The following is a 23,068-nucleotide window of genomic DNA, read 5'->3' as shown; positions in this document are numbered from 1 at the left end:
AGGCGCATTCCTCGGGCGGGAAAAGCCCCCGCCTCACTCTGCCGCGGCAGGGCGCGCCCTCGGCCCCCGCAGCACCACCAGGGCGATGCCGCCCAGCACCGCGATGGTGCCAAAGACCAGCCGCAAGCCAATCGCCTCCCCCAGCAGCGCCGCACCGGCGAGGATGGCGATCACCGGCACGCTCAGCTGCACCGTGGCGGCCACCGCGGGCGCCAGCTGCGGCAGCACCCGGTACCACAGCGCATAGCCCATGCCGGAGGTCACCGCGCCGGACAGCACCGCCAGGAGGATGCCATGGGCGCTGACAGCCGTGCCGCCGCCCGCCAGCAGCAGCACCGGCAGCATCATCAGGCTGGACCAGGCGAAATTCACCGCCGTCGCCGCCAGCGGCTGCTGCGCGCTGCGCCCCAACAGGCTGTAGATCCCCCAGCCCAGCCCGCTGGCCGCCATCAGCAGCGACGCCGTCAGCGGCACGCCTGCGCCCTCCTCGGGCCAGACCACATAGGCGAGACCGCCAAAGGCCAGCACCGCGCCCGCGGCCTGCAAGCCAGTGACCGGATTGCCACGCAGCGCGCCCCAGAGGAACATCGACACCTGCACCACCCCGAACAGCACCAGCGCCCCGAGCCCGGCGTCAAGATGCTGATAGGCAAGGGTAAACCCCGCCATATAGAGCGTCAGCGCCGCCCCGCCCCACAGCGACGCGGGGCGCAGGATCCGCTCCCGGCTCCACGGCTGCAGCCCGCGCGCGGCACACAGCACCGCCAGCATCAGCGCGCCCGACACCAGCCGCCACAGGCCAAAGCCGGTGGCATCCATATGCCCGCCCGCGATGGCAGCACGGCCGAGGATGGAATTGGCGGCAAAGGCCAGCATGGTGAGACAGACGAGAAGAAACAGGCGCATGGGCTGTGGCTACCGCGGCGCGCCGGGCGGGGCCAGTGAATTTTTTGTGCTACCACCCGAAGACGAAATGCATGCAGCCCCGCCTTAATCGAAGATCATAACCTCGATGGCGTATGCAGTCGCATATTCAACAGGCGGTGCGGGCCTTGAACACCTCCGAAGGCGTCAATCTCGCACAGAAAGCACTAAGGAAATCGCCGCATCTTCGATCTCGCTTTTCAACGTTGGCCCGGTAGCTCCGTACTCTCCCAGGAAGTCACGCTCGAAAGACTCGACATCATCGTCATTGAGCTTACCCTCAGCAGTTTGCCATTCGTCCCAATATTGCTCCATATTCACTGACGCGCCCAGTTGCAGGCTTTGCCTGACACGGGCTTGCAACTCCAATATCGGGGCGAAGACCATGGCGAAACGTTCTGCTGCATTCGCCAACCCCAAGCGTCTCAGCAGTGGAACACAATCCGCAACCAGCTTCGGCTGGTTGCCAAGCAGACCATCCCAGACGCCGCCATTGGCTATCCCGCCGGTAAGATGCGAGGCGCAGAAGACAAGCCATTGTAATTCATTAATGATCCCTTGATCCTTCAAGAAACCAAACCCGCTGGTAGCCGCTTCAGGCGTTTGTAGCTGCTGCAACTCCTGTGAAACGGCCTCTGGGAACATGAGCGCATGGTAATCCATCAGCAGCTGCTCCGAAGAACCTCCTGCGGCTTCAGCTCCGAGGTCCGGCAACGATGGCATAAGTATCTTGTGCAAAACGAATATCCTGTACAAATCCTACAAGAGCCTACTGAAACAAGCCAAAACGGCAAGTCGGAAAGGGACGGCCTTTTCAGGCCGCGGGGGCAGGGACTAAGTTCTGCGCATACTTGCCAGTGATTTTTTGTGAAACGCTCAGGGCATCGCCCGTCCGCGGGTGGGCGAATATCGCCCGCCCATAGGGGCGGTCGGGCGATGCCCGGCGTGCCGCCGGGCGCCACTGCCCGCCGCACTCAAACAAAAAGGGGCCGCCCGAAGGCAGCCCCAAATCTTCACGTCATCAGCGGTGGGCTCTCGGCAGATTGGCCTTTTCGGCCAATCGCCTGTCGCCGCATCCCAAATCCCAAAGGGATTTGTGATTACATCATGCCGCCCATGCCGCCCATGCCGCCCATGTCGGGCATGCCGCCGGCTGCCGCGCCTTCTTTGGCGGGCTTGTCGGCAACCATGGCTTCGGTGGTGATCAGCAGGCCAGCAACCGATGCCGCGTCTTCCAGAGCGGTACGGGTCACTTTCGCCGGGTCGATCACGCCGAAGGAGAACATGTCGCCATATTCACCGGTCTGTGCGTTGTAACCGAAGGAGGTGTCGGAAGATTCGCGGATCTTGCCGGCAACCACGGCACCGTCAACACCGGCGTTCTCGGCGATCTGGCGCAGCGGCGCTTCGATGGCCTTGCGAACGATGTTGATACCTGCGTTCTGATCGGCGTTGGCGCCTTCCAGACCTTCCAGAGCCTTGCCGGCCTGAACCAGGGCAACACCACCACCCACGATGACGCCTTCCTGAACGGCTGCGCGGGTCGCGTTCAGCGCATCGTCCACACGGTCCTTGCGCTCTTTCACTTCCACTTCGGTCATGCCGCCGACGCGGATCACGGCAACACCGCCTGCCAGTTTGGCAACGCGCTCTTGCAGCTTCTCACGGTCGTAGTCGGAGGTGGTCTCTTCGATCTGGGTACGGATCTGGGCAACGCGTGCTTCGATCTCGGCCTTCTCGCCAGCACCGTCGACGATGGTGGTTTCGTCTTTGGTGATTTCGACTTTCTTGGCGGTGCCCAGCATGTCCATGGTGACATTCTCGAGCTTCATGCCCAGATCTTCGGAGATGACCTGGCCGCCGGTCAGGATCGCGATGTCCTGCAGCATGGCCTTGCGGCGGTCGCCGAAGCCCGGTGCCTTGACGGCTGCGATTTTCAGGCCGCCGCGCAGCTTGTTGACAACCAGGGTTGCCAGCGCTTCGCCTTCGACGTCCTCAGCGATGATCAGCAGCGGCTTCTGCGACTGGATCACCTGCTCCAGCAGCGGAACCATCGGCTGCAGGGAGGACAGTTTCTTCTCGTGCAGCAGGATCATGCAGTCTTCGAGTTCTGCAACCATCTTGTCTGCGTTGGTGACGAAGTAGGGCGACAGGTAGCCGCGGTCGAACTGCATGCCCTCGACCACGTCGGTCTCGGTTTCCATGCCCTTGTTCTCTTCGACGGTGATGACGCCTTCGTTGCCGACTTTCTGCATCGCGTCGGCGATCTGGCGGCCGATTTCAGCTTCGCCGTTGGCGGAGATGGTGCCAACCTGCGCAACTTCGTCGGAGTCTTTCACTTCGCGGGCCATTTCCTTCAGGCTCTCAACGACCTTGGAGGTGGCGAGATCGATGCCGCGCTTCAGGTCCATCGGGTTCAGGCCAGCTGCAACCTGCTTCAGGCCTTCCTTGACGATGGCCTGGGCCAGAACGGTTGCGGTGGTGGTACCGTCACCGGCTTCGTCGTTGGTGCGGGAAGCAACTTCCTTCACCATCTGGGCGCCCATGTTCTCGAACTTGTCTTCCAGTTCGATTTCCTTCGCCACGGACACGCCGTCCTTGGTGATGCGCGGTGCGCCGAAGGATTTGTCCAGAACCACGTTGCGGCCTTTGGGGCCCAGGGTCACCTTCACGGCATCAGCCAGAATGTTGACGCCTTTGAGCATGCGGTTGCGGGCATCGGTGTCGAATTTGACGTCCTTAGCAGCCATTGTTCACTCTCCTAGAGAATTTCTGTGTGTTTCAGCGAGATTGGGATCAGAGAAGCCGGAGGGCTTACTCGATGATGCCCATGATGTCGCTTTCCTTCATCATCAGCAGCTCTTCGCCGTCGACGGTGACTTCGGTGCCGGACCACTTGCCGAACAGGATCTTGTCACCCGGCTTGACGGCCATGGCGATCAGCTCGCCGCTGTCTTTACGCGCGCCCTCACCGGTTGCGACGACCTGGCCTTCGCTCGGCTTTTCCTTGGCGGAATCAGGGATGATCAGGCCGCCTGCGGTTTTTTCTTCGCTCTCGGTGCGACGCACCAGGACGCGGTCATGAAGCGGTTTCAATGCCATCTTTGCAGCTCCTTAAAGGCTCAAAGGTTGTTATCTTGTGCACCTCGATGCGCCCGCAGATCGGGGCTTCGACCGAGGTCGTTATCACTCACCCGGGGTGAGTGCTAACGAAGGGGAAGCTAGGAATGCACCCTGCGCTTGTCAACATGGAATCAGCAGAAAAATTGCATCCGCCGACGACCGGATCAGCGGCACTCCGGGGCGGTGTCTTCCCAGCTGCCGGACCAGTCCGCCAGCCCTTTCCGCCCCGCCTCGGTCAGCTCGTATATGCCGGTTGAGACCCGTGCGAACCAACCATAATGGTTGCTGGCCATCAACCGGGTGGCGCGGGCGACGCCGGTGGCGCGGGCCACCTCTGCGCCCTTGCAGGCGCCCACCGTCGCCAGATGCGCGGCACAGGCCAGCGCATCCTGGCGATAGGCGGTGACGATGCCGTGCCGGGTGGCGCCGCCCGCGTTCGGGTCGCCCCGCAGCGTCTGGAATTCGCGCAGCAGCCGTTGCTGTTTCTTCCTGGACTTGCGCGGGCTGTAGGGACCGGGGTCGCAATGCACCTCGGCCCGGCCATCGGGCAGAATGGTGATGAGGCCCAGCCCCAACCGCCGGCACAGCGCCAGATTATCCCTGAGCATGCGCCGCGCCTGCCGCCCCGAGGGCCGTGGCACCGCGATATAGACGTGATCGCTGACCGCCAGCCTGGCCACCGCCTGGTGAAACAGCGACAGCGAGAACCGCAGCTTCAGCTCGACGATCACCGGCGGCTCGTCGCCGCGACAGGCCATTACGTCCACCGCGCCGACCTCGCCCTTGACGACGTAGCCCTGCGCCTCGAGCAGCGCCTTCACCGGCGCATAAAGCTGATCCTCGCGTTCCATGCGCCATGACTGGCAGGATGCCGCGCGATTGGCAATGCAACGCCCGTAGGTTCAACGAATTCGCCAAGGGGCGGCAGGCAGGCAAGCGGTGGCGGCAGCGCTGGCTACCAGAAGCCCGCGCCGCTGCCGCGCGCCATGCGCCATTGCGCCAAGAGCCAGACCACGAGGTCGAACCCCTGCCCTGCGATCAGCTTCGCCAGCCGTCCGGGGCGCAAGGTGCCGGGGGCCCGCAGCATCGCCGCGCTGCGCTTGACCAGGAAATGCACCGGCACCCAGCCCCAGGGCGCGCGCGGCAGCGCCGTCGCCAGCATGTTCTGCAACCAGCCCTCCTGCGCCGCCGCCTGCTGCAGCGCGGCCGAGCGCTGATTCCGCGGCAGCCGCCGCAGGTGGTCGAACAGCGCCAGATTGACCGCGCCGCCGATCACGATGCGGGTCTGATGGCGGATCAGCGCAGCCAGGGTCCGCTCGCTTTCATAGATGTGCCAGACAGCCGGGCTGGCATCGATGCGGGACAGATCCTCCGGCGCGGTGAAATTGCGGGTCAGCAGCATGGCGCGCAGGAAGCCGTCCTCCACCGGCAGGCCCGCGGGCATATGCACCGCACGCACCTCCGCGGCGCGGGCGGCATAGCACTGGCCGCAGATGTGGCTGCGCACCTCCTCGCGGCTGCTACCGCCGGAGACGATCAGCTTTTCGACCAGCGACAGGCGGCGCTCGGCCAGCGCCAGATCCTTGACCGGAAAGGAACTGCTGGCGGCCAGCTGCGGGTTGGCCTGCATGAAATCGGCCAGCTGCTGCAAGGTGGAGGCATCGGCAAAGCGGATGTCCGCGTCGCAATAGATCAGCAGATCCGCCTCGGCGCGCGAAAACTCGTGGGTGAAGCGGTTCCAGGTGCGGCTCTTGCCCGGCTCGGGGAGTTTCAGCACCTCGGCCCGGTCCGTCAGCGCGCTGGCCGCAAGGGCGGCGCGGGCCTGTGCGACCGTGTCGTCGCTGCAGCCGTTGGCCAGCACGAAAAGCCGCAGATCCGCGCCCGCCTGCAGCAGCGACTGCCCGGCCAGATACGCCAGCATGGCGGCGATGCCTGCGCCCTCGTTATGGGCAAAGATGCCGATGTCGATTTTCAGCGCCCTGGATGTCTGTCCCATGCCTGCCCCTGCGCCTGCCCTGCCCGTTTGCTGCGACCCTAGGCCTTGGTCCGGGGCGAGACAAGCGGCGGCAAATCGGCGCTGCGGCGCGGCACCTGGGAGTTATGGGATGACACGGGCGCGCAGCCTTTCTATAAGGCGCGCAAATCTCCCCTATTTCATGTCAGATGAGTGAACAGGACAGCCCATGACCATTCAAGTTTTCGGCCATAAATCCCCCGACACCGATTCCACCGGCTCCCCCATTGTCTGGGCCTGGTACCTGAACGAGGTGAAAGGCGTGGCCGCCGAGCCCAAGCTCTTGGGCGAGCCGAACACCGAAGCGGCCTTCATGCTGCAGCGCTGGGGTCTCGAGAAGCCCGCGATCATCGAAGACGTGGCCGATGACGCCGCCGTCGTGATCGTCGACACCAACAACCCGGCCGAGCTGCCCGCCAACATCAACGGCGCCGACGTGCAGGCGATCATCGACCACCACAAGCTGGTCGGCGGCCTGGAAACCAAGGGCCCGATCGACATCACCATCCGCCCGCTGGCCTGCACCGCCACCATCATGGTTGACCTGATGGGCGACGACGCCGCCAAGATGCCCGAGGCGATCAAGGGTGCCGCCCTGACCTGCATCCTGTCCGACACGCTGGAATTCCGCTCGCCCACCACCACCGCACATGACAAGGAAGTGGCCGAGAAACTGGCCGCCGACCTGGGCATCAACATCGCCGACTACGCGGCAGAGATGTTCGCGGCAAAGTCCGATGTGTCGTCCTTCTCCGACGCCGAACTGCTGCGCATGGACTCCAAGGAATACGAAGTCGATGGCACCAAGTTCCGCGTCTCCGTGCTGGAAACCACCGCGCCGGCCGTTGTGCTGGACCGCAAGGCCTCGCTGATGGAGACCATGACCACCGTGGCAGCCGAGGACGGCGTCGACCAGGTGCTGCTGTTCGTCGTGGACATCCTGAACGAGGAAGCCACCCTGTTGGTGCCGAACGACCTGGTGAAGACCGTCGCCAAGAAATCCTTTGACGCGGATGCGGACGGCGACACCGTGGTGCTGCCGGGCGTCATGTCGCGCAAGAAGCAGATCATCCCGAACCTGAAGGTCTGATCGCGACCCGCAGATCGCTGATTCACAAAAGGCGCCCCTCGGGGCGCCTTTTTCGTTTTGCGGCGGCTGCGGCTTGCGATTGTCAGCGATAGCGCCCGCCGGCCTGCAGCACCTCGATCTGGTAGCCGTCCGGATCGGCGATGAAGTAGAACTTCGCGAGGATGTTTTCGCCATCGGGTTTGAATTCGACGATGTCGCGCGGTTCGTAACCGGCCGCCTTGGCCGCGGCATGGGAAGCTTCGAGATCCTCGACCGCGAAAGCCAGGTGGCCATAGCCGTTGCCCAGCTCGTAGGGCGTTTCCTGCCCTTTGTTCACGGTCAGCTCCAGCTCGAAGGGGCTTTCATCGGTCGCGAGGTAGATCAGGCTGAAGCCCTCGAAGTCGAAACGGTCGCGCACCTCCATGCCGAATACCGCCTTGTAAAAGGCCAGCGAGCGGGCTTCGTCCAGCACGCGGACCATCGAGTGAATCGGTTTTGCCATCTTGTCGTCTCTCCGGTTGCCCCGGCGGGGCGGTGGTCTCTCCCTGTCGCCGGTTTAGCGGCAATGCGGGGGCTGCGAAAGCGGTTGCCCCATGGCATTGTCGGCGCGGCTCGGGCATAAGCGGGGGAAACCTGCCTCAGGAGATCGCCCATGACCCAGATCATCAATTCCCTCGCCGAAGTCTCCAGCCGCTACAAGGCGCTGTTCGTGGACCTTTGGGGCTGCGTGCACAACGGCATCACCGCCTTTCCCGAAGCGGTCGCGGCGCTGCAGGCCTACCGGGCGCAGGGCGGCCTGGTGGTGCTGGTCACCAATTCTCCCAAGCCGCGGGCCGGGGTTGCCGCGCAGCTGGGCGAATTCGGCGTGCCCGACGATGCCTATGACACCATCGCCACCTCCGGCGACAGCGCGCGGGCCGCGATGTTCACGGGGGCTGTCGGCAACAAGGTGTATTTCATGGGCGAGTGGGAACGCGATGCCGGCTTCTTCGAGCCGCTGAACGTGATCCACGATCCGGTCGAGATCTCCATTGTGCCGCTGAAGGAGGCCGAAGGAATCGTCTGCTGTGGCCCCTTCGACACCCAGGCTGACCCGGATGTGAACCGTCCGGATTTCCTCTATGCCAAGCAGATGGGACTGAAGCTGCTGTGCGCCAACCCCGACATCGTGGTGGACCGCGGCGAAACCCGCGAGTGGTGCGCCGGCGCGCTGGCGCGGCTGTATACCGAGATGGGCGGCGAGAGCCTCTATTTCGGCAAACCGCATCCGCCGATCTATGACCTCGCCCGCCGCCGCCTGGCAGAGCTGGACGTCGACATTGCCGACGCGGACATCCTGGCGATCGGCGACGGGCCGCATACCGACATCGCAGGTGCCATGGGCGAGGGCATCGATTCCCTGTTCATCACTGGCGGCCTGGCCGCGCGCGAGACCAAAACCGCGCAGCAGCCGGATGCGGATGCGCTGGCGGACTACCTGTCGCAGGAGCAATCCGCCCCCACCTATGCCATTGGTTTCCTGCGCTAAAATTACCCATCCAATAGTGGATCGCCGCACCCCGCCCCGAAAGGGCGGGGTTTTTCGTGCTGAAGCCCCTTGATTTTCTGCAGTTGCAAAGTAATAAAGTTGCGCAAGCGGGCAATCTGGCGCGCAAATATTTCAGAACGCCCACGGCCGCAGCCGGACCGGGGCACCACGGACGGAGGACCGGATGTTGGACAACCTGCCCCGCGGCACCATCTGCATCGAGGACATCGAGATGGGCATGGTGCGCTACCTGCGCAAAACCATCACCGATGAGGATATCGAGAAATTCGCCCAGGTCTCCACCGACCGCAATCCGGTGCATCTGGATGACGCCTATGCCCAGGACACGATTTTCGAGGGCCGCATCGCCCATGGCATGCTGACCGCCGGGCTGATCTCGGCGGTGATCGGCGAGCAGCTACCCGGCCACGGCACCATCTACATGAGCCAGTCGCTGCGGTTCCTCGCACCGGTGCGCCCCGGCGACATGGTGCTGGCGGAGGTTGAGGTCACCGACATCGTGATCGACAAGCGCCGGGTCAAGCTGGACTGCCGCTGCATCGTCGACGGCAAGAAGGTGCTGGAGGGCGAGGCAATGGTGCTGGCGCCGTCGCGCAAGTTCGACTGAACCGGGCACGGCCCGCGCTCTGTCGTCCGCGACTGGCGCTTTAGCGGCGCTTTGCTGCAGGTTCAGCCGCCGGGGCCGTTTGGCCTTGGCGGTTTGTTTTTCTGGTCTCTTTTGTATCTGCCGTGGAGCACGTGCCCGCAAAGGGTGGCGGCGCCGCCGGACGGAGGATGGGCGCTCCCCCGCGGGGGAGGCTCGGACAGGATATCCTGAACGACCCCCTTTTTATCGGGGCCGGTCTCCTGATGATGCGCGGGCGGCCACACAGTTCGCCCAGCGCCGGGTGTCATGGCCACAGGGCCATGGCGAATGATCGATCGCCTCGCAGTCTGGCACAGCGGCCTGAGAATTGCGTGAAGGCAGCGTACGCCGGGTGCGCAACACCTTGCTCCTTGGGGCGGCACCCGCCCGGAACAGGGCGCGCGGCACCGCCGGGCCAGCGCCTGCCCGCCCGGCGTCGCGCCCTCCCCTGCCACTGGCCGCTTGAACCGGCGGGCGGCTGCGGATAGGCATGCGCCATGCGTATCGTCAGAGATTATCAGTTCGTCGAAGACCAGGACCGGGGCGCCACCGTCGCCATCGGCAATTTCGACGGCGTGCACCTGGGCCATCAGTCGGTGATCGAGCTGGCCCGCAAGGCCGCCCCCGATGCGCCGCTCGGCGTGATGACCTTCGAGCCCCACCCGCGCGAGTATTTCGCGCCCGACAGCCCGCCGTTCCGGCTGATGCGCGCCGATGCGCGGGCGCACCGGCTGGAGAAGCTGGGCGTGGCGCGGCTTTATGAGCTGAACTTCAACACCGCCCTCTCCAGCCTGACACCCGAGGAATTCGCCCGCGACGTGATCGCCAAGGGGCTGGGGCTGCGGCACGTGGTGGTCGGGGCCGACTTCTGCTTTGGCAAGGCGCGCGCGGGCAATGCCGAAGATCTGAAACGCTTCGGCGCGCAATATGGCTTTGGCGTCACCATCGCGCCGCTGATGGAATATTCCGAACATGCGGTGTCCTCCACCGCGATCCGCAACGCGCTGACCGAAGGCCGCCCGGCCGACGCCAAGGAGATGCTGGGCCACTGGCACCGCATCGAGGGCGTGGTGATCGGCGGCGAGCAGCGCGGCCGCGAGCTGGGCTTTCCCACCGCCAACATGTCGATCGACGGGCTGCACCAGCCGCGCTTTGGGGTCTACGCGGTGCTGGTCGATGTACTGGACGGGCCGCATAAGGGCAGCTACCACGGCGCGGCCTCGATCGGGGTGCGGCCGATGTTCGGCGGCGTGGTGCCCAATATCGAGACCTACCTGTTTGATTTCTCGGGCGACCTTTATGGCGCGACGCTGTCGGTGGGGCTGGTGGAGTTCCTGCGGCCCGAGCTGAAGTTCGACGGGCTGGACGCGCTGATCGCGCAGATGGATGCAGACTGCGCCCGCGCCCGCGGCATTCTGGCCGCGTTATGAAACGGGGCAAGGACGTGATCGACCGCGCGGGTCTGGCGCCGCGGTTCTGGGAGAAGAAGCCGCTGAGCGAGCTGAACCAGAAGGAATGGGAAGCGCTGTGTGACGGCTGCGGCAAATGCTGCCTCAACAAGCTGGAGGACGAGGAGACCGGTGAAGTGGCTCTGACCCGGGTCGCCTGCCGCCTGCTGGATGATGCCACCTGCCGCTGCTCGCAGTATCCGATCCGCCATCAGTTCGTGCCGGAATGCATCGTGCTGAAGCCCGACAACCTCGACACCCACGCCTACTGGATGCCCGAGACCTGCGCCTACCGGCTGGTGTGGCAGGGCAAGCCGCTGCCCGAGTGGCATCCCTTGCTGACCGGCACGCCGGAGAGCGTGCACGCGGCCGGTGTCTCGGTGCGCGGCTGGACGGTATCGGAGTTCGAAACACCCGAGGATGAGTGGGAAGACCACATCATCGAGGAACCCACCTGAGTTCTTGTTTTCCAGATTTCCCAAGGAGCTACTGCCATGCATTTCGCCTCTGACAATTCCGGCCCGGTGCCGCAGCAGGTCCTGGATGCGCTGGCCGCGGCCAACCAGGGCTATGCCATGGGCTATGGCGCTGATCCGCAGATGGAACAGGTCACCGCCCGCATCCGCGAGATCTTCGAGGCCCCCGAAGCGGCGGTCTACCTGGTGGCGACCGGCACCGCCGCCAATGTGCTGGCGCTGTCGGCGCTGTGCCAGCCATGGCAGACGATGTTCTGCACCCGGCAGGCGCATATCAACGTGGATGAATGCAACGGGCCGGAGTTCTTCAGCGGCGGTGCCAAGCTGACCACGGTCTGCGATGCCGACAAGATGACCGCGCAGGATCTGCGCCGCGCCCTGGAGGGCGAGGAGAACCGCGGCGTGCACGGCCCCAAGCGCGGGCCGGTGTCGCTGTCGCAGGTGACGGAGTTCGGCACGGTCTACTCGGTCGCGGAGCTGAACGAGCTGGGCGCGGTGGCGCGGGACTATGGCCTGCCGGTGCATATGGACGGCGCGCGTTTTGCCAATGCGCTGGTGTCCTTGGGCTGCACGCCCGCCGAGATGACCTGGAAGGCAGGGGTTGAGGCGCTGTCCTTTGGCGGCACCAAGAACGGCTGCCTGGGCGTCGAGGCGGTGGTGCTGTTCGACCCCGCCCGCGCCGAGGAGTTTGAGTACCGCCGCAAGCGCGGCGCGCATCTGTTCTCCAAGCACCGCTACCTGTCGGCGCAGATGCTGGCCTATCTGAGTGATGATCTGTGGCTTCAGAACGCCCGTGCCGCCAATGCCAAGGCCGCGCGGCTGGCCAAGGGTCTGGCCGCGGCCGGAGCCGAATTCAGCCACAAGGTGCAGGCCAACATGATCTTTGCCGCGCTGCCCCGCGCCACCCACCGGCGCCTGTTCGACGCCGGTGCCGCCTATCACCTGTGGGACGGGGGCATGGACGGCCCGGAGGACGAGATGGTGACCGCGCGGTTCGTCTGCGACTGGTCGGTGCCGGACGCGCAGATCGACGCGTTGCTGGCGCTGCTGTAGGTCAAACACCGGAAGGCGCAACCGCCTCTGGTGCAGGCGGACAGGCCGCCTGAACCTGACCACCCTGCATCTCAGTCTTGGCGGCTGTCCTCCTCGGCCCTGTTCTCGGCCGTGGTCCCGCCTGCCGTCCCGCCCGCGCGCTCCGCGGCCGCGGTTGCCTCGGGCGTCTGTGCCACAGGCGCGCGCGCGGCCTCCGGTCGACCGTTCCAGAACCGGCGCAACAGGGCCGCGGTCTGCTGCGGATGCGTCACCGGCAGCATGTGCCCGGCGCCCGGCATCGCCACGCAGAGCGCCTGCGGCAGGCGTCGGCTGAGCCCGCGGGCAATCACCGCCATCACCGCCGGGCTCTTGCTGCCGTAGATCAGCTGAACCGGCATCGTCACCCCGTCCAGCGCGCCGGGCGCAAGGGTGCCGTTCTCGTCGTCGTAGAGGGTCGCGTGGCTGGCCGGGATCACCGGCATTGCCCGCATCATCGCCGCCCGCGAGCTCTCGGGCAGGTCCGGCCACTTCGGGTGGCCCGGCCCCCACAGGCGGTTGAACAGCCGCGTTGCGCGCTCCAGATCACCGGCTGCATAGGCCTGGTCGAACGGCAGGCTCTCGGCCTCGATGGCGGCCAGCAGGCCCGGATCGTCGCTGCGCGCCACCGCGAACAGCACCGGCTCGATCAGGGTCAGGCTGCGCACCAGGTCGGGCCGCGCCATCGCCATGCGCAGCGCCACCGTGGCCCCGAAGGAATGGCCGATCACGTCCACCGGGGTGTCCTGCGCACCGTCGCTTGCGGCCATGTCCTGCAGCAGCACCAGACCGGCCTCGGTGTTCAGCAGCTGGTAGTTGCCCTGCCCGTCCCAGTCCGGGCTGCGCCCGTGGTTGAGCATGTCAAAGCCGGTCAGCGTGACCTCGCGCTCCATCGCCGCCGCCAGACCGCGCCAGGCGCCGGAATGGGCGAGCGAACAATGCACCGCCAGGAGCGGCCGCGGCCCCTCGCCGAAGCTGCGCGCGAAGATCCCCTGCGGCAGCTCCGTCACGGCTGCCCCCCGGCCAGATGCGCGTCCAGATCCGCCAGCCGGTCCTGGCCCCAGAAACGGGCTCCGTCCGCCGTCACCCAGAAGGGCGCGCCGAAGACACCCGCGGTGACGGCATCCTCGAGGTTCTGCGCATAGGTTTCCGCGCCGGCCAGGAGGCCGCTGTCCGCCAGCGCGGGGTCAAAGCCGGCGCCATCGAGACAGCCGCGGATCACCGCGTCCTCGGCGATGTCCTTCTCCTCGGCCCAGCAGGCGCTGAGGATCGAGGTCACCAGCTGCGCCAGATCGCCGCCCCCGGCCGCCTGCGCGGCGATGATCGCATAGGAAGACGGTGCGGCATTGGTGGGCCAATGGGCCGGTTTCAGATTGATCGGCATCCCCAGCGCCGCCGCCTGGCGCTGCATTTCGATCAGCCGGTATTCCTGCCGCGCCGGATGGCGCTGCGCGGGCGGGGTGCCGCCGGTGCGGGGAAACAGCGCGATGATGTCCAGGGGCTTGAGGTTGAGCGTCACCCCGTGGCGCGCGGCGATCTCCCAGGGGCGCCTGCCGGCCAGATAGGTAAAGGGCGACAGGGTTGAGAAGTAGAAATCCACGGCTGCCATTGGTTGTTTCTCCCGCTAATAACTTTGCGCGACGGTAAGTGCATGATAAGCGGGGTTCAATATCACGAATCTGACACATTGCCATTGCTGCCTGGGGATCACAGCCAATGCCGACCTTGAACGAACCCAAGCTGATTGCTGGGAACGCCAATCTTCCTCTTGCCCAAGCCATCACCCGCCGGATGAGCATGCACCGTGGCGTTGACCAGGGTCTGGTCGATGCGCGCGTGGAGCGCTTCAATGACGGCGAGATCTTCGTCGAAGTCTATGAAAACGTCCGCGGCGAGGACATGTTCATCATTCAGCCGACCTCGAACCCGGCGAATGACAACCTGATGGAACTGCTGATCATCTCCGATGCGCTGCGCCGCTCTTCGGCCCAGCGGATCACCGCCGTGATCCCCTACTTCGGCTATGCCCGCCAGGACCGCCGCACCAAGGCACGCACCCCGATCTCGGCCAAGCTGGTGGCCAACATGCTGACCGGTGCGGGTATCGAGCGGGTGCTGACCATGGACCTGCACGCGGCGCAGATCCAGGGCTTCTTCGACATCCCGGTGGACAACCTCTATGCCAGCCCGATCTTCGCGCTGGACGTGAAGGCGCAGTTCAAGGACCAGATGGAAGACCTGATGGTCGTCAGCCCCGACGTGGGCGGCGTGGCCCGCGCACGCGAACTGGCCAAGCGCATCAACGCGCCGCTGTCGATCGTCGACAAGCGCCGCGAGAAGCCCGGTGAAGTGGCCGAGATGACCGTGATCGGCGATGTGACCGACAAGATCTGCCTGATCGTCGACGACATGTGCGACACCGCCGGCACGCTGTGCAAGGCGGCGCAGGTGCTGCTCGACAACGGCGCCAAGGAAGTGCACGCCTATATCACCCACGGCGTGATGAGCGGCCCGGCGGTGGAGCGCGTGACCAACTCGGTGATGAAATCGCTGGTGCTGACCGACTCGATCCAGCCGACCGAGGCGGTGGCCGCCGCGCCCAACATCCGCATCCTGCCGACCGCGCCGCTGTTCACCCAGGCGATCCTGAACATCTGGCACGGCACCTCGGTGTCGTCGCTGTTCGAGGACAAGACGCTGGTGCCGATCTACGAGAGCCTGTACAGCAACGGCGGCTAAGACAGCCCGCCTTGCCAAAGAATGTAAAGCCCCGCAGCCTGCGGGGCTTTTTCTTTGCCCGCCGCGCGTCAGGCGGCAACGCGACGGCGGTGCTGGCGCAGCGCTGCCACTCCGGCCCCCACCGACAGCAGCGCAACGCCCCCCGCCACCCCGGCAAAGGTGCCGCCATAGCCCCACTGGCTGATGGCAGGCGTACTGACCAGCGGCGACAGGAACTGGCCGCTGAACACCGAGGCGGTGAGGATCGCCCCCGCCGTGCCGCGGCGGCTGGCGGGGGCGAGCTCCAGCGCGATGGCGACAAAGCCGGGCGAGACGGTGGCATAGCCGACGCCCACCGCCATTGCGCCGGCCAGAGACAGCGCCGCGCTGCCCTGCTGCGCCAGACACCAGAAGCCCACCGCCAGCGCGGCATAGCCGAGGGCAAAGATCAGCGCCTGCGGCAGCGCCGCCTTCAGCCGGGCGTAGAACAGCGCCGCAATGCCACCACAGAGCGACAGCAGCCCCAGCCCGGCACCCGTCATCGCCGAACTGTCGAAGCCCTGTGCCTGAAAGAAGAAGGGCAGCTGTGTCGGCATCAGGAAAAACAGGCCATTGGTCAGCATCTGCAGAGCCGATACCGCCAGAACCAGCGCCAGCCAGGCCGGGTGCGCCGCGTCTGCTTGGGGTCTGTCCCCCTCGGCCCGGTTGCGCGCGGGCTCCGGCGCGTGGCGCCAGACGGTGTAAAGGCAGACCAGGGCCAAAGCGTAGATCAGGAACGGCAGGCGGGGCGAGACCGCGGCAGCCAGGCCCGCCAGGCCGATGAACAGCAGTCCGCCGAAGTTGCGCGCCGAGATTTGCAGGCCGGTCAGCGCCTGACGGCGCGGGCCGGTGAAGTAGTCACCAATCAGTGCCGTTTGCGCCGTCATGATCAGCGCGACCGCAATTCCGAGGCCAAAGCGGCTGACCAGAACCATCTGCAACCCGGGCAGATAAGCCCCGGCGGTACCGAAGAGCACGAACAGCCAGACCCCGGCCAGAAGCACCCGCCGTCGCCCCGCACGATCCGTCAGCCATCCGGCGAGCGGTGCCACCAGCACCACCGCCAGCGAGGGCGCGGTGACCAGCAGCCGCACCAGGACCGCCGCCCCGGGCTGCGCTGCAAACTCCTGTTCCAAGCCGGTCAACGCCGGGCTGATGGTGGCATTTGCCATCACCGTAAGGCTGGCCGCCATCAACAGCGCCATCGCGCGTGGCTCGCGCCAGAGCGCGCCATTACTCGTCTTCATCCGGGTGTCCCCTTGTCCATTTCAATCAGGACTGGCACCCTGCCACTTGAAGTCAGCTTGAGGTCAATGATGAAACTTCTGGATATCGGAGAGGTCAGCGAACGGTCCGGCGTGGCGCCCTCGGCGTTGCGGTACTACGAGGACCTCGGGCTGATAACCTCTTGCGGGCGCAACGGGCTCAGGCGGCAGTTCGGGCCGGAAGTGCTGCTGCAACTGTCGCTGATCACGCTGGGAAAGGCAGCCGGTTTCGCGTTGAAGGACATCGCGGGCATGTTCGGACAGGGCGGCCGCCCCGAATTGCCGCGCGATCAGCTGCATGCCCGCGCCGACGCCCTCGAGGCACAGATCCACGAGCTGACGACCCTGCGCGATGCGCTCCGCCACGTGGCCGACTGCCCCGCGCCCAGCCATCTGGACTGTCCCAAGTTTCAGAAGTTGCTGCGTGCAGGCAGCCTTACGGCAGAGGTCTAGTCAACGTCCCAGTCGTCGGCGTAAGGCAGCTCGCCGATGGCCATCCAGGCCGCGCGCAACCTGGCGGCGCGGCTGTCGGACCAGGTGCGAAAGACAATTTCGAAGCCGTTGCGGGTGATGTTCTCGGCCACCAGTTCGGCGCGGATCGCGGCCTTGGTGTCCATGTCCCACAGGGATGGCGACACCTGCACGGCGGGCGGACGGGCAAAACCTTCGCTGAAGTCCACCTTGCAGCGCCGCTCGCGCAGGCCGGTGCCGGTCCACATCTCGCCGCCGTCTTCGAAGTCGGAAAATACCACCGTATCTCCCTGAAGAATCCCCGTGCGGGGATTTCGTAGTCTTATCATTCCGCGTTCCAGCCCCCTACTCGCCCGGTATTTTAGCCCGCCACCGGGCGAAGATCAGCAACAATTCGCGCAAACCGGGCCCGCGCCCTGAAACTGGCCGAATTGCCACATGCGGTCTCGGGGTGTGCGGCGCGGCGGCGTTCAGCTGTCCTCGGCACTGAGCGCGGTGCTGAGCCGGGTGATTTCCTCGAGCCGGGCGGAGATCCGGTCCTGGAACAGGCCCAATTCGTCGATGATCGAATTCAGCGACTCGCCCACGTTGCCGAGCCGCGCGCATTCGATCTTGCACAGCACCCGCGTGGTGGTCAGCGCCATGAAATGCCGGTGCAACGTCATGCAGGCCTTTTGAATGCGGGCGGCCTCGAAGCGCACATCCCGCAGGCTGCTGCCCGCCTTTTCGACCTGCACGCCCTTCAGCTGCTTCAGGATGCCCTGCTCATGCGTGATGTTGATGGTGGCCGCGGCGTCCGGGTTTTCCTGCTCCAGCTGGTGGCCGCATTCGGTCAGGATACGCGCCAGCCCCTCGACAAAGATGGCCGCGGTCACGGTGCCCTTGATCGCGCGGAAATTGCTGTCCTTGCCCCAGACATGCGCCTCGAACCAGCTGGACATCTCGCGCGACATGGCGCTGTAGTTCTGCGACAACACGGTGACCGGCCCGCCCGCCGGCTCGATACGCGAGGCGATGACCCGCAGGTTGTGCGGGATGGTACGCATCGATTCAAAATCCTGCACCAGCGCCTCGGTTTCCTGCACCAGCCGTTCGGCGGTGGCGAACATGGCGCGCCGTTCGACGATTCGCTCGTCTGCCGGGCGATGCAGCCCGGCGTCCCGCGCCACCAACTCCTCTGCCAGCGCGTGGCCTGCAAAATCGCTGTAGGTGGCATAGCCCATCTCCCGCAGCCGCGCGAGCAGCCGGTCGACGCTCTGCTTGGGCTCCAGCCCCTCGTTCAGCTCGGCCTGGCGCAGGCACGCGTATTCCTGCTGCATCGTCTTCAACAACGGGCTGGACGGTTTGATCCGAGCTGACAGGTAGCCCCCCTCGCAGGGGGTGATGACCGCGAACACCCAGTAGTAGCTGCCGTCGCTGGCCTTGTTCTTGACATAGGCCCCGACGGTGTCGCCGTTGCGGATGGTGTCCCACATCAACTGGAACACCGCCCGCGGCATGTCGGGGTGACGGACCAGCTTGTGCGGAGCGCCCAGCATCTCCTGGAGCGGGAATTTGGACACCCGGCTAAACACCGTGTTGCCCGCCAGAATCACCCCGCGGCTATCCGTACGAGAGAAAAACACTTCATCCAGGGCAAAGGCGGCCTCACGGCCTCTGGCCTGCGGGGCCAGCGTGCGATCTTCAAAGGACACGTGTTGGTTCCTGTCAGTGAAATACGTCTGCCAAATCTGTCTAGCGACGACAGATTTTCAAATTGCTAATGGCAGGCCCGGATACCGCGGGCCTGCCCCGGACCGGCGTCAGGCGACGGCGCTGGCGCGCTGTGCGGCGGGTGCCTGCTGTGGTGCGGGCGCGACGCCCAGGCTGCGCAACACCGGCAGCCGGCGGGCCGCGAAATTACCGGCGCGGGCTTTCAGCAGCGCGATGTTTTCCTCGTCGCTTTCCAGCACCCGGCCCTCGTGCTGCAACCTCTGGCCTTGCGGCGCGAGGATGCGCCACGCCAGCGCCGCCCAGTCGGTCGGCGCCTGCGCGCCTTCGTCCAGCGCCAACAGGAACAGCTGTTCCAGCCGATCCAGCGCCACCCCGCCGCCGGTGACCGGCGAGGCGAGGAAGCCCAGGGTGTCGCTGTCCTCGGCCCGTTTGCACACCGCCTGGTTGAACTTGCGGCAGCTGTCGCGGCGTCGCTCAAGGTCTTCCGTCGGCAGACAGGGCACCAGGCAGCCACAGCCAATGAGCACCATCAGCATGCGCCGGATGCTGGCCCAGTCCATGCCACCGAACACCCCCTGGTCCAGCAGCGCGCGCACCGTGGCGGGCCCCTGTGACAGGGCAGTCAGGACCGGGGCATACTGCTCCGGCGCAAGGTCGATCTCGGCGCCCCGGTGCTGGAAGGTCAACCGGCCGCCGGAATAGGGGCGCACCAACGCGAGAGGGGTTTCAAACCAGCCGCCGATTTCGCCGCGCGGGGTATGGGCGAGCTTGCCCTTCACGAAAACATCGGTGCGGAAATGCTCGTTCAGCAGCATGTCGCGCAGCCCCTCGCGGCGGCAGGGATCGCTCTCCGCCTCAAGGAGCGCCTGCTGCTCGGGGGTGAAGCGCACATCATCCAGGTTGTCGAGCGGGCTGGTGGAGCCGAGAAAATCCAGCTTGGCCTGCCCCATTTCATCCTTCAGGTCTTCGAAATAGAAGGGCGTCCAGTCGGCGTTGAAGTATTCATGCGCGAGGTAGTTTTCCGGCATCTTCTGCATGTGGGCCAGCCGTTTGCCCGCGAGCGGGTTGCGGGCAAAGACACCGGCACCGGCCTCCTGCAGTTTGCGCGCCCAGCCGATGGCCTCCTGGATGCGGGTCGGCAGCGGGCCGCTGCCCTGTTCGACACGGCTGCGCAGCAGCTGGCGCAGCGGCATGGCCGCGGCCCAGCCCGGCATCGCATTGTAGCTGACATAGACCAGCCCGCCCGGCTTCAGCCTGTCGGCAATGAAGCGCAGGATGTGATCGCGGTTCTCTGCCGAGACCCAGCTGAACACCCCGTGCAGCGCAATGATGTCAAAGCTGGCCGGAAGGCCGGCGGCCTGATGAAAATCGGCGAAGCAGCGTTCGTGGAACTGGACGTTGTCCAGCGCCGCCTGCCGGGCCAGTTCGCGCGCACCGGCGATATGCGCCGGGCTGAAATCCATGGCGTGGAACTCGATATGGGGGTTCGCGGCGGCCAGCAGGTTGGCCGAGAACCCCTGCCCGCAGCCGAGTTCACAATAGCTGAGTCCCGGCTGGCCAAGCCCGTGCCGATGCCCCTGCGCGGTGGCGCAGAAGGCGAGGGTCGCCGGGGTCAGCTGGCTGTGGAAGTCGTGAGTGTAGTCGATGTCGGCGACATAGCCGGAGGTCCAGTCGGTCACGGAGAATCCTGCAGATTGGGTAAATGTCATGCAGGGTAATTTTCAGAAAATTGATGAGGAACGGGTTAAGGGAATGTGGCGCTACGGTGGCATCACGGGTGTGGGAGGGGGGAGCTGTAGCGCGGCAGACGCCGCGCCATGGAGCCATTGGATGGCTGCTTAGAACCCATTCTTGCACAATGCCGCACCTTGAACCAATGTCCGGTTTATTTATGGCTTTTAGCTTTTAGGGATATGAGGAGACGGGATGCTGAAAAAAATTTTAGGTTTGTTGGTGTCAGCAGGGGAAAAGCGCACTGGCGTCAACTTAGATTATGCTCATCAGATTGCAAAAACTGATTTCGGTTTGATGGTACGCTATGGAAAGATATTTTCCTTTCTGGATCCAAACAAAAACGTGCCGGCCGAAGCGTATCATACGGCGCGTCTTCGGGGGGCAATCGCAGCGGATTGCGGCACCTGCGTCGAAGCAGAAATCAACTTGGCCAGGAAAGCGGGCGTTTCGCGGGACGCTATAACTGCGATCCTGCAGTCAAGCTACTCAGCACTGTCAGACGAATTACAAGCGGTTGCTCGCCTCTCAGATGCCGTTGTGGGCCAACGTCAAGACGATGCTGAAGCCCGGGCCAAGGTCCTAGACGCTTATGGCGAAGCTGGGTTGATAGAAATCAGTTTCGCGATGAATGGAGCTGCGCTGTTGCCCGGTATCAAGAGGGCAATGGGGTACGCAACGATTTGCGACCTTCAAACGCTTCGGAAAATTGGCTGAATCCGATAGCCAGCGAGGGAAGTTGACCTTGGCGCACGTCCAGCGAAAGCTCACTTTGTCCCGCTTTGCTGACAATTATCGGCCCCCGGGTGCAACACTGGTTTTAGCGTCAGCCCAATAGGTACCCAGCGCCAAGAAAACCCTTTCAAACGCCAACAAAAAACCGGCCCCCTTTCGGGAGCCGGTTTCAGGATCGTCCAATCCGCGGGAGGATCAGATCGCCATATGGGTGCCCAGGGCTTCCATGTCGGCGAGCAGCTTGGCTGCGTCCTCGACCAGGCCGTGGGGCTGGTCTTCCTCTTTCGCGGTCTTGTACATTTCGCGGGCTTCTTCGATCAGCGCGTCGAGCTGCTCGCGGGTCAGTTCGTTCATCGGGATCGCACGTTCGGCCAGAACCGACAGGCTGTCGCCCGCGATTTCGGCGAAACCGCCGGTCACCAGATACTCCGAGTTGCCTTCCGGGCTTTCGACCTTCAGCACGCCGGGGCGCAGGGTGGTGATGGTCGGCGCATGCTGAGGCATCGCCGTCATGTCACCCTCGGCTCCGGGGATCAGAACCGCGCTTGCCTGCTGCGAAGCCAGGCTCCGCTCGGGGCTCACGAGGTCGAATTGCATCGTTTGTGCCATTTGGGCCTCCTTTCAGGGTTCCCCCGCCCCCGGCAAAGGGCGCGGGGGAAAATCCATTCTTAGGCGGCTTCCGCAGCCATCTTCTCGGCTTTGGCGATCACTTCGTCGATGCCGCCAACCATGTAGAAGGCGCCTTCGGGCAGGTGGTCGTATTCGCCGGCCACAACCGCCTTGAACGAGGCGATGGTGTCTTCCAGGGAAACCTGGACACCGTCGGAACCGGTGAAGACCTTTGCCACGTCGAACGGCTGGGACAGGAAACGCTGGATCTTACGCGCACGCGCAACGGTCAGCTTGTCCTCTTCCGACAGTTCGTCCATGCCGAGGATCGCGATGATGTCCTGCAGCGACTTGTAGCGCTGAAGGATCTGCTGAACGTCGGTCGCCACTTTGTAGTGCTCTTCGCCAACGATCTGCGGGTCCATCAGGCGCGAGGAGGAGTCGAGCGGGTCCACGGCGGGGTAGATGCCGAGTTCCGAGATCGCGCGGTTGAGAACGGTGGTTGCGTCCAGGTGGGCAAAGGTGGTTGCCGGCGCCGGGTCGGTAAGGTCGTCCGCGGGAACGTAGACGGCCTGGATCGAGGTGATCGAGCCGTTCTTGGTGGAGGTAATACGCTCCTGCATCGCACCCATGTCGGTTGCCAGGGTCGGCTGGTAGCCCACCGCCGAAGGAATACGGCCGAGCAGAGCCGAAACCTCGGAACCCGCCTGGGTGAAGCGGAAGATGTTGTCGACGAAGAACAGAACGTCGGTACCGGACTGGTCGCGGAACTGCTCGGCCAGGGTCAGGCCGGTCAGCGCAACACGGGCACGGGCTCCCGGAGGCTCGTTCATCTGACCGTAGACCAGGGCCACCTGGGATTCTTCCAGGTTGTCCGGCTTGATCACGTTGGATTCGATCATTTCCCAGTACAGGTCGTTACCTTCACGGGTCCGCTCACCAACACCGGCGAACACGGAGTAGCCCGAGTGCACCTTGGCGATGTTGTTGATCAGTTCCATGATGAGAACGGTCTTGCCCACGCCGGCGCCGCCGAACAGGCCGATCTTGCCGCCCTTGGCGTAGGGGGCCAGCAGGTCGATCACCTTGATGCCGGTCACCAGGATCTCGGATTCGGTGGACTGGTCGTTGAATTCCGGTGCGGGCTGGTGGATCGCACGGGTTTCCGCGGCGTTGACCGGACCCTTTTCGTCAACCGGCTCGCCGACGACGTTCAGGATGCGGCCCAGGGTGGCGTTGCCCACCGGGATCGAGATCGGCGCGCCGGTGTCGGTCACTTCCTGACCGCGGACCAGACCTTCGGTCGCGTCCATCGCGATGGTGCGGACGGTGTTTTCGCCGAGGTGCTGCGCCACTTCGAGGACGAGGGTCTTGCCGTCGTTCTCGGTGTGCAGCGCGTTCAGAATTGCGGGCAGGTGGTCGTCAAACTGGACGTCCACAACGGCGCCGATGATCTGAGTCACCTTGCCTTTTGCTTGTGCCATTTGTTGG

At 64.9% G+C, this 23,068-nt stretch carries 24 protein-coding genes; 9 read left to right on the top strand and 15 right to left on the bottom strand.

Features of this window, described 5'->3' with window-relative positions:
- Window positions 1–33: 33 nt before the first annotated feature.
- The 6 genes from ACZ52D_RS11775 to ACZ52D_RS11750 all read right to left on the bottom strand — a co-directional run bounded on the left by ACZ52D_RS11775 (window position 34) and on the right by ACZ52D_RS11750 (window position 6,043).
- Window positions 34–906, bottom strand: coding sequence for a DMT family transporter (locus ACZ52D_RS11775; protein WP_464441433.1), 873 nt, complete (start codon window positions 904–906; stop codon window positions 34–36).
- 165 nt (window positions 907–1,071) lie between these two features.
- Window positions 1,072–1,662 (bottom strand): hypothetical protein, encoded by a 591-nt coding sequence (locus ACZ52D_RS11770; RefSeq protein WP_464441432.1) that lies wholly within the window; start codon window positions 1,660–1,662, stop codon window positions 1,072–1,074.
- 362 nt (window positions 1,663–2,024) lie between these two features.
- Window positions 2,025–3,674: a chaperonin GroEL gene (gene groL, locus ACZ52D_RS11765; RefSeq protein WP_222455087.1), complete on the bottom strand. Its 1,650-nt coding sequence runs from the start codon at window positions 3,672–3,674 to the stop codon at window positions 2,025–2,027.
- Window positions 3,675–3,738: 64 nt separating this feature from the next.
- Window positions 3,739–4,026, bottom strand: coding sequence for a co-chaperone GroES (gene groES, locus ACZ52D_RS11760; RefSeq protein WP_222455086.1), 288 nt, complete (start codon window positions 4,024–4,026; stop codon window positions 3,739–3,741).
- Between the two features lie 185 nt (window positions 4,027–4,211).
- Window positions 4,212–4,898: a DUF2161 domain-containing phosphodiesterase gene (locus ACZ52D_RS11755; protein WP_464441431.1), complete on the bottom strand. Its 687-nt coding sequence runs from the start codon at window positions 4,896–4,898 to the stop codon at window positions 4,212–4,214.
- Window positions 4,899–5,002: 104 nt separating this feature from the next.
- Window positions 5,003–6,043, bottom strand: a complete 1,041-nt coding sequence (locus tag ACZ52D_RS11750) for a glycosyltransferase family 2 protein (protein ID WP_464441430.1) — start codon at window positions 6,041–6,043, stop codon at window positions 5,003–5,005.
- 187 nt (window positions 6,044–6,230) lie between these two features.
- On the opposite strand from ACZ52D_RS11750, the gene ACZ52D_RS11745 reads away from it, so the two are divergent.
- Complete coding sequence (locus ACZ52D_RS11745) at window positions 6,231–7,151, top strand: manganese-dependent inorganic pyrophosphatase (protein ID WP_464441429.1); 921 nt, start codon at window positions 6,231–6,233, stop codon at window positions 7,149–7,151.
- Window positions 7,152–7,233: 82 nt separating this feature from the next.
- On the opposite strand, the gene ACZ52D_RS11740 is transcribed toward ACZ52D_RS11745, so the two are convergent.
- Window positions 7,234–7,632 (bottom strand): VOC family protein, encoded by a 399-nt coding sequence (locus ACZ52D_RS11740; protein WP_464441428.1) that lies wholly within the window; start codon window positions 7,630–7,632, stop codon window positions 7,234–7,236.
- Window positions 7,633–7,782: 150 nt separating this feature from the next.
- On the opposite strand from ACZ52D_RS11740, the gene ACZ52D_RS11735 reads away from it, so the two are divergent.
- From ACZ52D_RS11735 to ACZ52D_RS11715, 5 genes are all read left to right on the top strand, one after another.
- Window positions 7,783–8,658 carry a TIGR01459 family HAD-type hydrolase gene (locus ACZ52D_RS11735; protein ID WP_222455081.1) on the top strand — a complete coding sequence of 292 codons (876 nt, stop codon included), beginning with the start codon at window positions 7,783–7,785 and terminating at the stop codon, window positions 8,656–8,658.
- A 184-nt stretch (window positions 8,659–8,842) separates the two neighbouring features.
- Window positions 8,843–9,286, top strand: coding sequence for a MaoC family dehydratase (locus ACZ52D_RS11730; protein ID WP_222455080.1), 444 nt, complete (start codon window positions 8,843–8,845; stop codon window positions 9,284–9,286).
- Between the two features lie 515 nt (window positions 9,287–9,801).
- Complete coding sequence (locus tag ACZ52D_RS11725; protein ID WP_464441427.1) at window positions 9,802–10,734, top strand: bifunctional riboflavin kinase/FAD synthetase; 933 nt, start codon at window positions 9,802–9,804, stop codon at window positions 10,732–10,734.
- A complete protein-coding gene (locus tag ACZ52D_RS11720; protein ID WP_464441426.1) occupies window positions 10,731–11,210 on the top strand; it encodes a YcgN family cysteine cluster protein in 480 nt (159 codons plus the stop codon). The genes ACZ52D_RS11725 and ACZ52D_RS11720 overlap by 4 nt, the downstream gene beginning before the upstream one ends.
- Window positions 11,211–11,246: 36 nt before the next feature.
- Complete coding sequence (locus ACZ52D_RS11715) at window positions 11,247–12,281, top strand: threonine aldolase family protein (protein WP_464441425.1); 1,035 nt, start codon at window positions 11,247–11,249, stop codon at window positions 12,279–12,281.
- Between the two features lie 71 nt (window positions 12,282–12,352).
- Here ACZ52D_RS11715 and ACZ52D_RS11710 read toward each other — a convergent pair whose 3' ends face one another.
- Together ACZ52D_RS11710 and ACZ52D_RS11705 are read right to left on the bottom strand one after the other, a co-directional pair.
- A complete protein-coding gene (locus tag ACZ52D_RS11710; protein WP_464441424.1) occupies window positions 12,353–13,306 on the bottom strand; it encodes an alpha/beta fold hydrolase in 954 nt (317 codons plus the stop codon).
- On the bottom strand, window positions 13,303–13,905 hold the full coding sequence (locus ACZ52D_RS11705; protein ID WP_464441423.1) for a DsbA family protein: 603 nt from the start codon (window positions 13,903–13,905) through the stop codon (window positions 13,303–13,305). Before ACZ52D_RS11705 ends, ACZ52D_RS11710 begins: the two co-directional genes overlap by 4 nt.
- A 107-nt stretch (window positions 13,906–14,012) precedes the next feature.
- Between ACZ52D_RS11705 and ACZ52D_RS11700 the strand changes: the two genes are divergently transcribed.
- Window positions 14,013–15,035: a ribose-phosphate pyrophosphokinase gene (locus tag ACZ52D_RS11700; protein ID WP_369925477.1), complete on the top strand. Its 1,023-nt coding sequence runs from the start codon at window positions 14,013–14,015 to the stop codon at window positions 15,033–15,035.
- A gap of 68 nt (window positions 15,036–15,103) precedes the next feature.
- On the opposite strand, the gene ACZ52D_RS11695 is transcribed toward ACZ52D_RS11700, so the two are convergent.
- Window positions 15,104–16,300: an MFS transporter gene (locus ACZ52D_RS11695; protein WP_464441422.1), complete on the bottom strand. Its 1,197-nt coding sequence runs from the start codon at window positions 16,298–16,300 to the stop codon at window positions 15,104–15,106.
- Window positions 16,301–16,369: 69 nt separating this feature from the next.
- Between ACZ52D_RS11695 and ACZ52D_RS11690 the strand changes: the two genes are divergently transcribed.
- Window positions 16,370–16,771, top strand: coding sequence for a helix-turn-helix domain-containing protein (locus ACZ52D_RS11690; RefSeq protein WP_464441421.1), 402 nt, complete (start codon window positions 16,370–16,372; stop codon window positions 16,769–16,771).
- Here the strand turns inward: ACZ52D_RS11690 and ACZ52D_RS11685 are convergent.
- From ACZ52D_RS11685 to ACZ52D_RS11675, 3 genes are all read right to left on the bottom strand, one after another.
- On the bottom strand, window positions 16,768–17,118 hold the full coding sequence (locus ACZ52D_RS11685; protein WP_464441420.1) for an H-type lectin domain-containing protein: 351 nt from the start codon (window positions 17,116–17,118) through the stop codon (window positions 16,768–16,770). The two genes, ACZ52D_RS11690 and ACZ52D_RS11685, sit on opposite strands and share 4 nt — an antisense overlap.
- 141 nt (window positions 17,119–17,259) lie before the next feature.
- Complete coding sequence (locus ACZ52D_RS11680) at window positions 17,260–18,483, bottom strand: PAS domain-containing protein (protein WP_464441419.1); 1,224 nt, start codon at window positions 18,481–18,483, stop codon at window positions 17,260–17,262.
- Window positions 18,484–18,591: 108 nt separating this feature from the next.
- Complete coding sequence (locus ACZ52D_RS11675) at window positions 18,592–20,211, bottom strand: class I SAM-dependent methyltransferase (protein WP_464441418.1); 1,620 nt, start codon at window positions 20,209–20,211, stop codon at window positions 18,592–18,594.
- Window positions 20,212–20,428: 217 nt separating this feature from the next.
- Here ACZ52D_RS11675 and ACZ52D_RS11670 point away from each other — a divergent pair, with 217 nt between their 5' ends.
- The gene (locus ACZ52D_RS11670) at window positions 20,429–20,950 is read left to right on the top strand and encodes a carboxymuconolactone decarboxylase family protein (protein WP_464441417.1); all 522 of its coding nucleotides are present in this window, start codon (window positions 20,429–20,431) and stop codon (window positions 20,948–20,950) included.
- A gap of 213 nt (window positions 20,951–21,163) precedes the next feature.
- Here the strand turns inward: ACZ52D_RS11670 and ACZ52D_RS11665 are convergent, their stop codons facing one another.
- Window positions 21,164–21,577 carry a F0F1 ATP synthase subunit epsilon gene (locus ACZ52D_RS11665; RefSeq protein ID WP_222455067.1) on the bottom strand — a complete coding sequence of 138 codons (414 nt, stop codon included), beginning with the start codon at window positions 21,575–21,577 and terminating at the stop codon, window positions 21,164–21,166.
- A gap of 59 nt (window positions 21,578–21,636) precedes the next feature.
- Complete coding sequence (atpD, locus tag ACZ52D_RS11660; protein ID WP_222455066.1) at window positions 21,637–23,061, bottom strand: F0F1 ATP synthase subunit beta; 1,425 nt, start codon at window positions 23,059–23,061, stop codon at window positions 21,637–21,639.
- Window positions 23,062–23,068: the final 7 nt, after the last annotated feature.

The sequence above is a fragment of the Leisingera sp. S2M4 genome, from assembly GCF_055398055.1.
Note: the sequence above shows the minus strand (reverse complement) of the source record. Positions and strands in the feature narration are given on the sequence as shown.